Source organism: Paenibacillus sp. FSL H3-0469 (assembly GCF_038051945.1).
Taxonomy (GTDB): Bacteria; Bacillota; Bacilli; order Paenibacillales; family Paenibacillaceae; genus Paenibacillus_AQ.
Genome location: NZ_CP150302.1, coordinates 4549685 through 4566516, shown reverse-complemented (window position 1 = coordinate 4566516; position 16832 = coordinate 4549685). Strand labels below are relative to the sequence as shown.

13 protein-coding genes are annotated in these 16832 nt (G+C 53.2%); all 13 read right to left on the bottom strand.

Annotated features, from left to right (window positions below; all coding sequences use genetic code 11):
* Positions 1-240: 240 nt before the first annotated feature.
* Complete coding sequence (gene cysK / locus NSS83_RS20135; RefSeq protein ID WP_339252702.1) at positions 241-1179, bottom strand: cysteine synthase A; 939 nt, start codon at positions 1177-1179, stop codon at positions 241-243.
* A gap of 174 nt (positions 1180-1353) precedes the next feature.
* On the bottom strand, positions 1354-2298 hold the full coding sequence (locus tag NSS83_RS20130; RefSeq protein WP_341183139.1) for a peptidylprolyl isomerase: 945 nt from the start codon (positions 2296-2298) through the stop codon (positions 1354-1356).
* 9 nt (positions 2299-2307) lie between these two features.
* Entirely contained in the window at positions 2308-3192 is an 885-nt protein-coding gene (hslO, locus tag NSS83_RS20125; RefSeq protein WP_341183140.1) for an Hsp33 family molecular chaperone HslO, read from the bottom strand.
* A 51-nt stretch (positions 3193-3243) separates the two neighbouring features.
* Entirely contained in the window at positions 3244-4011 is a 768-nt protein-coding gene (locus tag NSS83_RS20120) for a type III pantothenate kinase (RefSeq protein WP_036723925.1), read from the bottom strand.
* A complete protein-coding gene (gene nadC / locus NSS83_RS20115) occupies positions 4011-4883 on the bottom strand; it encodes a carboxylating nicotinate-nucleotide diphosphorylase (RefSeq protein ID WP_341015431.1) in 873 nt (290 codons plus the stop codon). Before nadC ends, NSS83_RS20120 begins: the two co-directional genes overlap by 1 nt.
* A complete protein-coding gene (gene nadB, locus NSS83_RS20110; RefSeq protein WP_341346350.1) occupies positions 4873-6489 on the bottom strand; it encodes an L-aspartate oxidase in 1617 nt (538 codons plus the stop codon). The genes nadC and nadB overlap by 11 nt, the downstream gene beginning before the upstream one ends.
* Positions 6490-6528: 39 nt before the next feature.
* Positions 6529-7467, bottom strand: coding sequence for a quinolinate synthase NadA (gene nadA / locus NSS83_RS20105; RefSeq protein ID WP_036696456.1), 939 nt, complete (start codon positions 7465-7467; stop codon positions 6529-6531).
* 245 nt (positions 7468-7712) lie between these two features.
* The gene (gene ftsH, locus NSS83_RS20100) at positions 7713-9758 is read right to left on the bottom strand and encodes an ATP-dependent zinc metalloprotease FtsH (protein WP_341346349.1); all 2046 of its coding nucleotides are present in this window, start codon (positions 9756-9758) and stop codon (positions 7713-7715) included.
* A 111-nt stretch (positions 9759-9869) separates the two neighbouring features.
* On the bottom strand, positions 9870-10409 hold the full coding sequence (gene hpt / locus NSS83_RS20095) for a hypoxanthine phosphoribosyltransferase (protein WP_036696450.1): 540 nt from the start codon (positions 10407-10409) through the stop codon (positions 9870-9872).
* Between the two features lie 46 nt (positions 10410-10455).
* A complete protein-coding gene (gene tilS, locus NSS83_RS20090; RefSeq protein WP_341348751.1) occupies positions 10456-11898 on the bottom strand; it encodes a tRNA lysidine(34) synthetase TilS in 1443 nt (480 codons plus the stop codon).
* Positions 11899-11984: 86 nt separating this feature from the next.
* A complete protein-coding gene (locus tag NSS83_RS20085) occupies positions 11985-12929 on the bottom strand; it encodes a serine/threonine protein kinase (RefSeq protein WP_341183144.1) in 945 nt (314 codons plus the stop codon).
* A complete protein-coding gene (locus NSS83_RS20080) occupies positions 12913-13659 on the bottom strand; it encodes a hypothetical protein (RefSeq protein WP_341346348.1) in 747 nt (248 codons plus the stop codon). The genes NSS83_RS20085 and NSS83_RS20080 overlap by 17 nt, the downstream gene beginning before the upstream one ends.
* A 632-nt stretch (positions 13660-14291) precedes the next feature.
* Positions 14292-16799 carry a stage II sporulation protein E gene (gene spoIIE / locus NSS83_RS20075; protein ID WP_341346347.1) on the bottom strand — a complete coding sequence of 836 codons (2508 nt, stop codon included), beginning with the start codon at positions 16797-16799 and terminating at the stop codon, positions 14292-14294.
* Positions 16800-16832: the final 33 nt, after the last annotated feature.

The window sequence follows — 16832 nt, the reverse complement described above, 5'->3', positions numbered from 1 at the left end:
GTATACTGTACATAGGGTTACTTTGAAAAGCCCAAACGCCGCATGAAATATATACATTCTTATATTTTCAAGTGGAAACGGCTTTACCGTCCTTTAAAAGGACGGTACCGTTTCAGCGAGAAATAGAAGGATAATTATTCGTGTGCAACATATAAATTCTTATATTTCACAAAAAGAACCTGCGGTATCCCTGTGGAAGCGGATAGGGCAGGCTCTTCTAACGAGCGGAATTCTCAGCAATTATACTTCAAAGTTATAGAGCGGAGTGCTCAGGTAACGTTCGCCGTTGCTTGGGATGATGACAACAATCTTCTTGCCTGCGCCCAGTTCCTTCGCTACCTTCAGTGCAGCAAATACAGCCGCACCGGAGGAAATACCGGACAGCACGCCTTCTTCCTTGGCTACGCGGCGGGCAGTTTCGAACGCTTCATCATTCTCAACATGAATAATCTCATCATAGATATCCTGGTTCAGAATTTCTGGCACGAAGTTAGCGCCGATCCCCTGAATCTTGTGCGGGCCCGGTTTGCCTCCAGCCAGAATCGGTGAAGCAGCAGGTTCTACCGCATAGATCTTCACACCCGGATATTGATTCTTCAGCACTTCACCGGCACCGCTGATCGTTCCGCCTGTGCCAACACCGGCAATGAATGCATCCAGCGGGCCGCCTACGGATTCAATCGCTTCAACGATCTCAGGTCCAGTGGTCTCGCGGTGGATCTTCACGTTAGCCTTGTTCTTGAACTGCTCTGCAAGGAAATAGTCCGGATTCTCGCTCAGAATCTGCTCAGCCTTCTTAACCGCACCGTTCATTCCTTCCGATCCCGGAGTCAATACCAGCTCAGCGCCGTAGGCGCGCAGCAGGTTGCGGCGCTCAAGGCTCATCGTTTCCGGCATAACAATAATGGCCTTGTAGCCTTTGGCAGCTGCCACAAGCGCCAGGCCGATCCCTGTATTTCCGCTGGTCGCTTCTACAATCGTACCACCTGGCTTCAGCAGGCCCTCTTTCTCAGCCTCTTCTACAATGCTGATGGCAATACGGTCTTTCACACTGGAGCCTGGATTCTGGTATTCCAGCTTCAGGAAAATCTCTGCCGAACCTTCCGGAACAATCCGGTTCAGGCGGACGAGCGGTGTGCCACCGATTAAATCTGTTACACTGTTGACGACTTTAGCCATGAGTAAAAACCTCCTTGGAATGATAAATGAATTAGGGTGCGGAACTTATGACAGATGCTATCAGCATATATTACCGTAGCTCCCGGTTCGCAATGCCTGGGTAACTAACAGTTGAAATTGTACCGCTTAATATTCCCGACTAAATCAGTAGGTTTTATATTTAATTTCATATTATCAATCTTGCAGGCTGTTGTCAATATATATTGCTGTATCGTATTTGGCCCGTAATTCACGCTCCACCTGCTGCAAGGGCGCTGCCTGCTCCAGTCTCAGCTGCTGGCCGATCATCCGGCGCAGCTCCTCCTGGTCCGGCTTCACAGGATCGATCAGCTTCTCCAGACGGATCACCGCATACCCGCCGTCAATCTGCAGCGGTCCTGCGATATCCCCCTTCTCAAGCCCGGCTGCTGTCTCCAGCAGCTCCTCAGGCCAGAACGGGTCCTTCTCCTCGACCGTTCCGATACTGCCGCCGTGCTGGCGGCTTTCCTTGTCGATCGAGACCTCCCGGGCCAGCTCTGCAAAATCCTCCCCCTGCTCCAGGCGGTCCATCACTGTACCGGCCTCGTTATAGGTGGAGGTCTGGATGATAGAGAGCTGCATTTGCTTGCGGGGCATGAATCTCTCGCTATTTTGCTTCAGATAATCATCAATTTCCGCTTCACTGACCGTAATCCCGCCCGTAGCTATTGCCTGGAGTGTCAACCGGTATGCCGTCTCCTCACGCAGCTCCTGGCGGGATAGTCCAAGCTCAGACTCCATCTGCTGATAATACTGCTCTTCTGAGCTATAACCGGAGATACCGCGCAGCAGTTCCTGCTCAATCTCTTCATCCGTGACCGTAATTCCCAGCGCTGCGGCTTCCTTACCCACCACAATATGATTGAGCATGTTCAGAAGCACTTCTTCCCCGTGCTTCTTCTGAAGCTCCTCTATCCATTCCTGTTCCGTGACCGGCTGGCCTCCGGCAGCAGCGACATCCGAGGCTTCTCCTTCAGCCGTCTCTGCCTTCAGCAGTGCCATGGCACGCAGGCTCCAGAATAATAATCCTCCCAGTACCAGCGTTGCCACGGCAAGTAATATAACGGCATTGCGCAGCGCGCGCTCCTGTCTTGTCACCATCTCATAGCCCTAAGACTTCGCTTGATCGAGGATTACCTGCAGTTCATCCTTGTTAAATACATAGCTCTCATTACAATAATGGCAGACGACCTCTGCCGTATCATCTTCTTCAATCAGCCGTTCCAGCTCGTGCTCACCCAGACTGACCAGAGTCTGCTCAATCCGTTCCCGTGAACACTGACACACAAAACGGACCTCCAGCTCATCCAGGATCACAGCATCCGGCAGCAGCAGCCGCAGCATTTCCTCAGGCTCAAGCCCCTGATCCAGCACGGACGTAACCGAAGGCATGGCTCCAACCGCTTGCTCAACCTCGGTAATTTGCTCATCGGTCAGGCCGGGCAGCAGCTGAATAATAAAGCCTCCGGCAACTCTGACCGAATTATCGGTCTCCACCAATACTCCAAGTCCAACAGCAGCAGGCGTTTGCTCCGAGAGGGCAAAATAATAAGTGAAATCCTCACCCAGCTCTCCTGAAACGATAGGCACACTGCCGCGGTACGGCTCCTTCATCCCCAGATCCTTGCTGACATCAATGAAGCCTTCTGTTCCTACCGCCCCTGCGACATCCAGCTTGCCCATACTGTTGCTTGGCAGATGAACATGCGGATTGTGCACATAGCCGCGAACTTCTCCCAGGGCATTGGATTCAGCCGTAATCTGCCCGAGTGGACCGTTTCCTTTGACCATTATCGCGAGTTTCTCCTGCCCCTTGAGCATGGCCCCCATGATAGCTGCGGCCGTAACCGTACGTCCAAGCGCTGCCGTAGCCGTCGGATACGTATCATGTCTGCGCCGCAATTCATCGACAAGCTCTGTGGTACGGACAGCGAACGCTCTGACTCTTCCGTTCATCGCCGTCCCCCGGACCAGCCGGTCCTTCTTATTATCCATTGGGTGCATACTCCTCCTATCTATCTGTTCTGTATAGGTTCATCTTTAAGATTATTTGTTACGGTTGTAAATAATGCGTAATCCTTCAAGCGTCAGCATCGGATTAACCTCGTCGATACATTCTGTCTCACTGGCAATCAATGAGGCCAGCCCTCCGGTAGCAATAACCTTGAGAACGGGGGCGTTCATCTCCTGCTTGATGCGTCTGACGATACCCTCAACCTGACCGGCATAGCCAAAAATGATCCCTGCCTGCATCGCATGTACGGTATTGCGCCCGATTACCTTCTTCGGCTTTTCCAGCTCGATCCGGGGCAGCTTGGATGCCCGCAGATACAGGGCCTCCGTGGAAATGCCCAGACCCGGCACGATAGCACCGCCCAGATAATTGGCCCCGGCATCAATGCAGTCGAAGGTGGTTGCCGTGCCGAAATCAACGACGACAAGCGGACATTTATACTGCTCAATCGCCGCAACGGCGTTCACAATCCGGTCCGCTCCCACTTCGCGCGGGTTCTCATAACGCAGATTAAGCCCGGTTTTGATACCGGGTCCCACCAGCAGCGGGTCCTTGCCGATAAATTTGACACACATCTCCACGATGACCTGTACGAGCGGCGGAACAACCGAAGAGATGATAACCCCCTCGACATCCCTGAACGACAGATTCGACATGCTGAACAGATTATGAATCATCACACCGTATTCATCGACAGTGGACCCGCGGGCAGTGCTCAGCCGGAAATGGTGCAGCAGCTCACTGCCCCGGTAGACGCCCAGCACGATGTTCGTATTACCGATATCAACGACAAGTATCATCAGAGGGTTCCCTCCTTCTTGGCGTTCAGATCCAGGCTGATATCGAGACTGGCGAAGGAATATGTTAGACGTCCTACCGAAATCACATCCACTCCCGATTCAGCAATGCCCCGGACCGTCTCCAGAGATACATTGCCCGATGCCTCAATGGTGACATGCTTCGCCTTGGTCCGAATTCTTCTCACGGCTTCAGCCATCTGCTCAGGAGACATGTTATCGAGCATAATAATATCCGCTCCGGCCGCGAGCGCTTCCTCCACCTGCTCCAGACTCTCCGTCTCTACTTCAATGGTCATGGTGTGCGGGATATTAGCACGTGCACGCCCTACTGCCTGACGGATGCCGCCGGCCCCCTTGATATGATTATCCTTAATCATTACAGCATCATACAGACCGTAACGGTGGTTGGCTCCGCCGCCTATGCGGACTGCATATTTCTCCAGCATCCGGTGGCCCGGCGTGGTCTTGCGGGTATCCACCAGGCGGGTCGGCAGCCCTTGAAGCTTCTCAACAAAAGAAGCCGTGCGCGAAGCCACACCGGATAACCGCTGCATCAAGTTGAGGGCAAGCCGTTCACCAGTCAGGATGGCATGGGTACTGCCTTCTACCTCGGCAATCACAGTGCCCTTGGAGACAGCTTGTCCTTCCTGGACCATTGCCGTGAATACGAGACCAGGATCAACGACCTCGAACACCAGCTCGGCCACGGGGATTCCACAAATAATCCCGTCCTCCTTAGCATGGATAATTCCCTTGGACTCATGCCCTGCGGGTATGGTTGTACGGGTAGTAATATCCCCAGAGCCGACATCTTCCTGCAGCCAGCCCTTAATAGCCTTAAGCAGGTCTTCATTGTATCCGTTAAACATCATCACTTAATTCCTCCACTATTCCAAGTTCGCGAATCTGGAGCAGATGCTTCTGCCATTGTGCGTCACTGCGCAGCGGATAATCCTCACGATAATGTGCACCGCGGCTCTCCTCCCTTGCCAGGGCCGATTCGGTGATCAGCAGACAGCATGTAAGCATATTGGCGAACTCGTATTCTTCCCGTGTTGTCAGTCTGGTCTTAAAAATCGGCAGCTGGCGCTTTATCTCATCCAGGCCTTTATTCAGCATTTCCTGGTTCCGCCGCAGTCCGGCATACCGCACCATAGCCTTTTGCAGCTTGAGCCGCCGTTCTACAATCGCCTGTGCAGGAGCTTCCACCCTTGCCTGATGATAGGCTGAGGGCAGGTTATCCCGGTCAAGCGGCGGAAGCTGGCGGATGCGTTCAATAATCCGGCGGCCGAACACAACGGCTTCCGACAAGGAGTTGCTGGCCAGCCGGTTAGCTCCCTGCACACCAGTAGATGATACCTCACCACAGGCAAACAGGCGGGCAACTGTGCTCTCTCCACTCAGGTCGGTCTTCACGCCCCCCATCATATAATGCGCAGCAGGAGCCACCGGAATCCAGTCACTTGTAATATCCAGCCCGTAGCTCATGCAGGTCGCATAAATGGTCGGGAAGCGGTGTTTAACCATATCCGCCGGTTCATGCGTAATATCCAGATAGACAAAGGTTGATTTGGTCAATTCCATCTCGCTTACAATGGCTCGGGCAACAATATCCCGCGGGGCCAGCTCCTGCAGCTCATGATAACGTTCCATGAACCGCTCACCGTTAATGTTCCGCAGGACCGCCCCTTCTCCCCGCACAGCCTCAGAGATCAGAAAGCGCGGAGCGCCAGGATAGCTGAGTGCTGTCGGATGAAACTGGATGAACTCCATATCCCGGATATGGGCACCGGCACGGTAGGCAATAGCTACTCCATCTCCGGTGGCCACCTCAGGATTGGTCGTGTAACGGTATAGCTGTCCTGCTCCGCCGGAGCATAGGATTGTTGCATCTGCCTGCAGGAACAACCGTCCGCCGTCAGGCCGCTGTACAAGCGCTCCCAGACACTCTCCGCCCTCCGTAATCAGGTCAATGACATAATGGTCATCCCAGGTCTCAATATTCTCATGCCCCGCAGCCTGTTCAGCGAGTGCGCGGACAATCTCATATCCTGTAGCATCCCCATTTGCATGTAAAATACGGCGGTGGCTATGTGCCCCCTCCTGGGTTAAGGCCAGTACTCCATTCTCTTTATCGAAAATAGTGCCAAGCCGGATCAGCTCGCGGACGCCCTCCGGTCCTTCATTGACCAGCACATCCACAGCCGCAGAGGAGTTCAATCCTGCACCGGCCATGAGGGTATCCTGACGGTGATACGCCGGCGAATCATCCTCCGAAATCACGGCAGCAATTCCCCCCTGAGCATACCGTGTGTTACTCTCCATTACGGTCTTCTTCGTAATCATAATAACCTTCCGGTCTTCGCTGGCCTTAATTGCTGTGAATAACCCGGCAATACCGGAACCAATGACCAGGCAGTCTGTCTTAACTACAGGAAGTCCCTGAAGATCAAAATCAACCAAATATTGTGGAATCATGACCACTTTTCACCTGTTTCAACGAAAGAGTAGCGCATGCTACCGGACTTGTAGCATGCGCTCTAGGGATGTTCTGGCTTTGTCGGCGACTGCAGGCGGTACATAGATCTGCGGCTTCATTGTCTCCAGGCATTTGACCAGCTTCTTCAGATTGTTAACCTTCATATTAGGACACACCAGGAATTTGGTGGCAAAATGAAACTCCTTATCCGGGCTGTCCAGCCGCAGCTGATACCCGGTTCCATCCTCAGTACCCACAATAAACTGCCGGCGGTCCGATTTCCGGCAATATTCCAGAATTGAGGTAGTGCTGCCTACATAATCCCCCATTGCCACGACTTCCGGGCGGCATTCGGGATGTACAACAAATTCAGCTTCCGGGTATTTGGCTCTCATCTCCATCACATCTTTGACAGTAAGCATGTCATGAGTATTGCAATAGCCCTCCCAGATAATCAGCTTCTTGCCGGTCTGATCCTGCACATATTGACCCAGATTCTTGTCGGGCACCCAGATAATTTCTTCAGCATCGAGCGATTCGATCACCTTCACCGCATTCGCTGAGGTGCAGCAAATATCTGTCTCCGCCTTAATCTCTGCCGAGGAATTGATATAGGTTACTACCTTCGCACCCGGATGCTGCGCCTTCAGTTTCCGCAGCCCATCCACATTGACCATGTCAGCCATCGGGCAACCCGCACGTTCGTCAGGAATCAGGACCGTCTTGTTCGGCGCCAGAATCTTGGCACTTTCCCCCATGAAATGAACGCCGCAGAATACGATTACATCTGCCTCTGTCTCCGCTGCCTTCTGGGCCAGCAAAAAAGAGTCTCCCCGGAAATCGGCAACTTCCTGAATTTCATCACGCTGATAATAATGAGCCAGAATAATAGCATTCCGTTCCTTCTTAAGCTGTTCGAGGCGCACACGAAGTTCACGATTCTGTTCCTGCTTGCGCTCAAGCGCCAGAGCTTCCACGGTCAGTCTCCCCCTTATGTCTTCATGGCTTGCCGCCAATACATTTCTTATAAATGATAAATTTAATATTTATTCACTAATGTACACAACGTTCCACCCCCTGTCAATCCAAGCGGGTGCTCTGCTTCAGAGCGAAACCGGAGGACAAGTTACCATGTGAAACCTATACATTCTTATATTGTAAAAGAAAAGCCCGGAGAACCAGTGGTTCTCCGGGCTAAATTACACAATTTGTGCGATACAGCTTAGACTAGGCTTCCGCCGCCCTTATTCCCGTCATCCGGTCCGTTGCCCTCTTCAGGGTCCGGCTTGTTCGGAATATCCTTAGACAGGTCTAATGGGGATTCTTCGCCATTCTTACCTTGAATCCGGACACGTACATCACCGATGGAATCAATAATCGGCTCGCCCGCTTCATTGGTAATGGCTACGCCTTCTTCTGGCTTGCCATCCTCACTCAGGTAGCCTTGCTCAATCAATTCTGCGATCTGATCAAGTTCCAGCGTTTCCTTCTCAAGCAGGGTGTTGGCAATCAGGTGCATTTCTTTGGAGTGCTTGGTCAGCAGATCTCTGCAGCGCTCATAGCTGCTGCGGATAAGGTTCTGCATTTCCTGATCAATCTCATAAGCAATGGAGTCGCTGTAATTCTGTTCATGTCCGATATCCCGGCCCAGGAAGACTTGGCCTTGAGTTGCACCGAACTGCAACGGCCCGAGCTTATCACTCATCCCATATTCCATAATCATAGCACGCACAATGCGCGTAGCCTGCTGGAAGTCACTATAAGCGCCTGTGCCGATTTCACCAATGAATAGCTCTTCTGCAACACGTCCGCCCAGGAGTCCGGTTACCTTATCAAGCAGCTCCTGCTTGGTAACGATCATCCGGTCTTCCTTAGGAAGCATAATGACATATCCGCCGGCACGGCCGCGCGGGATAATGGTTACCTTGTGTACCACATCAGCATGCTCAAGGAAGTAGCCGGCAATAGTATGGCCTGCTTCGTGATAAGCGACAATCCGTTTCTCGCGGTCACTGATGACGCGGCTGCGCTTCTCGGTACCAACGATGACACGGTCAATCGCTTCATCCACTTCACGCATCGTAATGTCCTTACGGTTACGGCGTGCAGCAAGCAATGCCGCTTCGTTCAGCAGGTTCTCCAGATCCGCACCGGTGAAGCCGGTAGTACGCTTGGCGATAACGTCAAGTCTTACATCCTTAGTCAGCGGTTTGTTGCGGGAGTGAACCTTCAATACAGCTTCGCGGCCCTTCACATCTGGACGGTCAACCGTAATCTGACGGTCGAAACGGCCCGGACGGAGCAGCGCCGGGTCAAGAATATCTGCGCGGTTGGTAGCCGCGACAATGATGATGCCTTCGTTGCCGCCAAAGCCGTCCATTTCAACGAGCAATTGGTTAAGGGTCTGTTCACGTTCGTCATGTCCGCCGCCAAGTCCTGCGCCGCGCTGACGTCCCACAGCATCGATCTCATCGATAAAGATAATACAAGGTGCGTTCTTCTTCGCATTCTCGAACAAGTCACGAACGCGGGATGCGCCGACACCGACGAACATTTCCACGAAGTCGGAACCGGAAATGCTGAAGAACGGAACGCCTGCTTCCCCTGCAACTGCACGGGCCAGCAAGGTTTTACCTGTTCCCGGAGGACCTACAAGGAGTACCCCCTTCGGAATCCGGGCACCCACCGCTGCAAATTTGCGGGGGTCCTTGAGAAATTCAACAACCTCAACCAGCTCTTGCTTCTCTTCGTCAGCTCCTGCAACATCCTCGAAGCTGATCTTCTTCTTCTCTTCATTATATAACCGGGCCTTGCTCTTGCCGAAGTTCATTACCTTGCCGCCGCCGCCCTGTGCATTATTGAACAGGAAGAAGAACAGGATGAACATAATAACCAGTGGGATCATGGAAGAGAGGAATGTCAGCCAGATGCTGTCACCTTCCATTTTCTTCTGGCTAAGTTCTATGCCGTTCTTATCGCTGGCAGCCACAAGCTGGTTAAGGGCCTCGTCTGTAGGAGGAACATAAGTGGAGAAATTCTTCGATTTAGCCTCGGGTGGCAGCTCTTTATATTCGCCAGTAACCAGAAATGCATTCCCCTCAAACTGAACCGTCATGCTCTTCACATTATTGTTCGAGATCTCCTGCCGCAACTCATCATATCTAGGGAGATCGGCGGATTCATTTCCATTGCTTACAAACTGGACTATGCCCACCACGACTAAAAATAAAATCAAATAAAAACCAGAATTCCGGATGAACCGATTCATCCCCTACCTCCTCTCGCAACGCTCAAGTTATTGTACCATAGCCTGACCGGACTCCTCAAATTGTCAGGAAATCCAGAAAAGTGATCCGTAGATCTAAGGCTGTCGGGTAGTTCATTTGGTATAAATCTCAGGCTTCAGTACACCGACGTAAGGGAGGTTCCGGTACAGCTCGGCATAGTCCAGTCCATAGCCTACGAGGAATGCATCAGGAATCACAAAACCGGTATACTGGGCTTCAAGATTCACTGCGCGGCCTGACGGCTTGTCGAACAGAGTGACTACATTGACAGAAGCGGCATTGCGCCCCTGCAGCATGTCAATCAGATAGCTGAGTGTAAGGCCACTGTCGATAATATCCTCGACAATCAGAACATCACGGCCTTCAACCGATGTATCCAAATCCTTGATGATTTTGACTACGCCGGATGATTTGGTTGTACCGCCGTAGCTGGATACCGCCATGAAGTCCATTTCAACGGGTACTGTAATCACTTTAACCAGATCCGCCATAAAAATAAACGCACCTTTGAGTACACAAATCACTAAAGGTGTGCGGTCTGCATATTCCTTGCTCAGCTGGGCGCCAAGCTCCCTGATTCTTTGTTGAATTTCTTCTTCGCTGATCAAGATTTCCTGAATATCATTCTGCAACTTGCGAACCTCCTAAGATATACTTATGAAAGACTTACTTCGGCCATTACGACTCTTCGCCCTGTTCCATGTCTTCCAGGGTCAGGAGCAGAACCGTGGCCGTGTGCCGCCCAACTGCGGCATGCACCGAACGCCTTACGCCCGGAATCCAGACGATATTGCCGAGTGCATCACATACGAGGGGAATTGCAGGCCGTTCGGAAGAAGGTATTTTATCATCAATGTAAATATCTTTTACCTTTTTGCTTCCGTTTAATCCCATAACCCTTATGGTATCTCCAGGCAACCGGGAACGAATGGTGAGCGGCAGGACAAGATCATCCCCGTCAAACCAAGCCGAGTTCTTCCCGTAATCCTCCTCCTGTGCACAAAAAACTTCTCCCGCAAGCCCCCTCATCGTCATAACCTTTCCTATCTCCATCAGCTTAATCCGGGGATGAGTCAAAGACAGCCGGTATGTATAACTTACCTGCCGGGTCAAGGGCTTGGACGAGAACACAATGGTATCATATTGCCGCACGCAGACATAACCGCCACCCATATCGAGCATCCAGACGGTAGGGTATTCCTGCAGCGTTCCCCGGCGTACTGCTTCAATCTTGGAAAAATCCATGAATGATGAATCCGCCGACAGATAATTTAATATTAGTTTAATCAAACGCCGTTGTAAAGCGGAGGGTATGGCCGCAAAGGCAGCTCTTTTCAAGGTGTATTTTCCATGCTCGGTGAAAACCAGCTCATCAAAGCATTTTGCCGCATTCGCCTCCATATATTCATCTTCCGCCGAGGCAATTTCGGCCAGCTGCAGAAGCGATTGTCTCACCTGCGGATTATGCTGCTCCAGCATAGGCAGCAGCTCCAGCCTGACTGCATTCCGCTTGTACTGCGTCAGGAGGTTGGTCGCATCTTCCGCATAAGCCAGGCCCTCCTCCCGGCAAAAGCCGACAAGAGCCGTTTTGTTAATACGCAGGAAGGGGCGGATGAGTTCCACCTTTTTTTCGGTCCGTTTCCAGCGCATGCCGGCAAGGCCCGAGGGCCCGCTCCCCCGCAGCAGCCGCATAAGCACCGTCTCGGCCTGGTCATCTGCATGATGGGCCAGCGCCACCGAGCGCGCCTGATAACGGTGTGCGGTAGCAATCAGGAACTGGTAACGCTTCTCCCGTGCAGCCCCTTCCGGGCCAAGCCCGCTCTCCTTAATGATGGACGGAATATCGAATTCGCCCAGCTCGAAGGGAATGCCCAGCTCTGCCGCGAGGGCCCGCACCAGCTCTGCTTCCTCTGCCGATTCGGCTCTGAAGCCGTGATTGACATGGGCGCAGATCAGCGCCAGCGGCATCCGGGTCAGGGAGATCTCATGCAGAATACGCAAAAGAGCCACAGAGTCCGGCCCTCCGGAAACTGCGACTACGATGGTGTCATGAGGCGCCCACAGCTCATATTCAGCCGCAGCCTCCATTACGGATTCCACCAGTTCCTTCCTGTGCTCCATAGGGGCTTCCTTTCCTGCCATCCCTTACACGGCCTGCTCCGGCGGTCAGCATCTTGGTGATTATGTACGATTGCTTATTACAGATATCAGAAGCGGAAAACCCAGTATAGCGTGAATGCCAGCAGAAATAAAGACAACGCGAACGCATTTTTGAGCCAGCGCGGGGTTGCCATCGTCTCATGTCCGGTCTTCCGTCCTCTGTAGATGTGGCTTTTCCAGATCTCCGCAGCCTGCGCGGAACCGGGGAAACCGCCTTTGAGCGCGAGGCATAGCCAGGAGGACAGCTTCTTATCCGGCAGCTCCCGGGCCAGCTTCATCAGCTCCTCTACGCTCCTTGTCTGCGGAAGCTGCTGGGCGGCAGACTTCAGCCCTTCTTCATTAAGCAGACGCAGGCACAGGACGGCAAAAGCAAACAGGTCATAGCTCTGGTCGCCTGTCCGGCTGCCGGCATTCCAGAATCCGCGGTCATGCCATTCGGTGAACTGCTTCACACTCCGTCCGATAGGGCTTGCTCCCCCGTAATCAATCAGTTCGGCTTCCCCGTAGCTGGATACCATGACATTCTCCGGCTTCAGGTCTCCGAATACGAAGCCGCACTCATGCAGCGTCTGCAGCTTCTCCAGAATCGTCATTCCGACAAGCCCCAGCCAGGAGGCGCCGTTCCTGGACAGGAAATGGTGCAGCGGCCTTCCTTCCACATAACGCATCACATAAAAGGGCGTATGGTCCCGGTCCTTGAAATCATCCGATTCCAGCAGATAGGAGGATAACGGCGACTCCTTGCGGGCCCGGTGCTCGCTGCGCTTGCGGCAGGACTGCAGGGAGGTCAGCACGTTAATCTCAGACTGCAGCTCCAGCGTATCGTATCCGATCTTAAGCGCATACCGCTCCCGTCTGCCTTCCCGCTGCACCAGATATACGGTTCCGTTTGCCCCCTTCCCCAGCACACGCTCCACGACATAACGGTTCCCCCGCCATTTGCCGGTAATCACTGTGCCTGCCGGATAGGATGGATTAGACGACATACCCATCAATCATCCCTTCTCTTGCCCCGTCATCTTCCCCTGGAAGATAATTGCGATGTTTCTCCAGTTTATCATAACGATAATGTTCCAGCACCTTGAAAATAGCCGGTCCGGTCGGCGTAGCTCCCCGCATCTTCAATCTGGAAAAGAGGGAACGGACCTCGGACACATTCCGGGTCCAGTCGATATCCAGCATGGCATCCTCACTGCCCGAGCGTCCGGGAAAATGAAACACGGCAATCTCGCTGCTCCCTTCCCGGGCCTCGAGGCTGAGCGCCAGATCACGGATGGCGTCCTCCACCGCACCAAGCTTCGGCTTCATGCTGGCGCTTGCGTCAATTAAAAGCGCTATGCGCAGCGGCGAGGTTTCGGTCAGCTCGTCGACCACAGTAACCACCTGTGAACGCTGCAGCGGAGGCAACTCCGCCAGCGAGCCGTCGCCGAGAATTTTTTGCACCTCTTTATTAACCGCCTGCTGAATGGTCTGAACCACTGTCTTGCGTGTCATCATCTGAATGGTCTGGGCCAGCTGCGGGGTTCCCACGATCCGGCTGATCCCGCCCCCTGCCTTGGCAATATCGGCAATCTCCCGGCTGCCCAGCTCACCGATGGTTCCATAATCTACGACCCCTACAACATTGACCGTGATACCTTCCTGGCGGGCGTGTGCAGCCGCCAGCACCGGACTCTCCCCCACATTTGAACAACCGTCCGTGATCAGCAGAATTTGCTTCATGACCGTTCCTCCCTTCCTTGTCTAGTTACTAGCATTGCCAAGGTAGAGAGATTTCAAACGCCGCCTATAGCTGAAAAACTTTGGAATGAAATCTAGGTGAGCTAAGGGTCACTGCAAGAATTGTGGACTTCCGATCGCTGTTGTCTTCCGATTTCCTGATTTGAGACCGCGGTTTGCGGTTGAAATCGGAAGACTGCATATGCTTCCGAAGCGAGCTTTCCTGCGGAAAGCTTTCAGGCGAACGCTGACGCTTCTACAGTTCCACAATTTCTTCCCTTTCCTTTAACCTCACGATAAGATCACAATCCGAAGGCAATCGCCGCCGAGCCGGCGGCGGTTGAAACGGAGCGGAGCAAGGGCTGGCGAGTGGCTGGAATGCATTCGCCGAATCCAGTAATCCTGCCTAAAATGCAACATTCCTCTCAATAATCCCTCCTTGTATGGAAAATGTTGCACAAAAGGCAGGAATCCTCCCCCCGTAAGTCAATTAGCCGAATGAATATTGCAATTTATGCAACAATCCACTAAAACACCGGGGTATCTTCAGCGTCAAGCTGCATTATGTGCAACATTTGCAGCTTACTTAACTTACCCAATAGACTAATTAGTTGTCAGGTCAATAGATAGCTGCGTCAGCTAACCGTACGCGGGCGCTCCATCCGGCCGACGCCGGGCATATGCAGGCTGGACCATTCCGGGTGGTAATGATCCACACGGCTTACCACGATAGTCATATCATCATGAACCTCATTCCCCTGATAACGGATTACCTTATCCAGTAGCTCGTCCGCCATATCCTGCGGATCATCGCCCTCCAGCTCCTGAATCAGACGTTTCATCCATATCTCCTTATTAACGGCATATCCGGGCGCATCATAAATCCCATCGGTCATCATGATGAGGATATCACCGGGACGCAGTTGCATGGTGACCAGATCCACCTCGATATCTTTGATGATGCCGATCGGCAGATTGCTGGCCGTCACGGGAATCACCTCGCTGCCCCGCCGGATGAAGCTTGGAGCGGAAGCAATCTTCATGAAGATGGTCTGCGCCGAATACTGGTCGATCAGCGCCATATCTACTGTTGCATAGAATTCATCCGGGGAGCGCAGCAGCAGAATGGAGTTGACGGATTTCACCGCCAGCTTCTCATCCATTCCCGATTGCAGCAGCTTCTCAAGCATGGATAACGCAGCGCTGCTCTCCATCCTGGCCCGCTCCCCGTTGCCCATTCCGTCACTGATGGAGACGGCAAAGGTGCCATTACCCAGCTCCACCATACTGAAGCTGTCTCCCGACAGCATATCGCCTCCCATGGCGGCAGCAGCTACGCCGGAGCTTATCTCGTAAGCCTTGGCCGAGCCAAAGGTCACCATCGACAGGCCCTCGCGGGGATGGACGGCGGTCTCACTGACCACTGCAATATTTTCCTCCAGAATATCCGAGAGCAGCGGAGCGATCATTTTGCGGCATTCATCGAAGCCCCGGGTGTAGGCATGCACGACCTCAATCTCCACCCTGCCGGGATCGAGACTCAGAATCTCAATGCTGTGAATGGAGAGGCCCAGCTTCTCCAGCGCCTCCCGGATCTGGCTCTCCTGACGGTACATCGCCTGCCCTTCCCGCTTAATCTCCTTCGCCAGGTCCTCCATGACCTGCGAGACACCAGATAATTGCTCGGCCACAAATTGGCGGCTGTCGTATATTTGCCGCTTCCAGCGCATATCATGCTGGTATAGCTCATATTGGCCCTTCATCACCTCAAGCACCTCCCCCGTCCTGCCGCAGATCCGGCTCCACTCCGGCGGCAGCTGGGCAGCGGTAATGTCCGGGCACTCCTCAACCGTGGTCATCATGTCCGTCATATACCTGTAGGTCTGATAGAACTTGGCATCCCAGCAGTGAGTCCGCCGGATGCACCCGGCGCAAGCTCCTTCTGTTACCGTATTCATAAAGTCCTCCATCTCGCGGTCGCTTTTGCCCGCCTCTGCGGCCCGGGGAATCTGCCCGAAGCTGCTGGAGAGCTGCTGGAATACCTGCGAGAACTGGGTCACCCGGTCTGCTGTAATATCCCGGACCCTCCGGGCATATTCATGCTGGGAACGGCTGTGATCCGCCGTACCTGGTACATATTTGGCAATGGAAGTAATCAGCCCCTTGGGTGTTAGAAGAAACAGTACTACGGCTGCACAGGTCTCCCAGGTGGAATTCATGACATCTCCCGGTCCCATGAAATAGACAGATAGAATCGTTGATCCCAGCAGCATCCCGATGGAGACGGCCCCTTTGCGTCCGGACTGCATCATGCCTGCCAGCATCCCGGAAAAGGCCAGCAGGCTCATTTGATAGATGGCTCCGATATCGGCCAGACTGAGAATCAGCCCGGTCACTACGCCAACCGCAGCACCAAGCGGCGCTCCTCCGGCCAGAGCAAAGATCAGAATCAGAAACCGAGATAAGACATGCTCCAGCGATAGACCGTTAATGGTCCAGCCGACAAGACCGGTCATGACGGAAGCCAGCAGGATGATCAGACAGAGTACCTCCTCATTGCGGAGTGCCCTGCTTTTCTGCTTATAGGTGAATAAAGGAAGCGCCTGCAGGAATACAAGCGTCAACACGAACCCGAGTATAGCATCAATGGCCGCCATCATCAGCGGATACCACGTGAGTGAAGGACCGATAACGACCTGGAACAGTCCCACCATAAAGGAAGACACGAACACCATCAGAGGGGCATAGGACAGATCCACCCGCTGGAAGTTCTCCAGCCCTTTGTAGATCAGATAAAAAATAATCAGCTCTGCCGCAACCACGATGGCACCCGGAAACGGTGTGAAGAGACTGCCGAGCACGATAGCTGCGGCCACAGGCAGCATGGAATCCCTGCGCATAAATACAATGACGGCGAAGTAAGCAGCAGCAAACGGAGTAAGCTCATCCAGGATCATAGCCCGTCCCAGCAAAAAGCCCATTAGGCTAAGGAGCAGCACCCACTTCTTGACCGCGAAGAACTGGACAACCGGCAGCCTGGTGCCCCATGCCTTCAAGCGCGTACCTAAGGCTTCTTTCTGATTTTTGTCTTTGCTTCCTGCTCTTGTCCACTCCGGCAAATTCACCACATTGCTTTTACTCATTCCCTGCACCACCCGTTTATGAATTTTATGGTT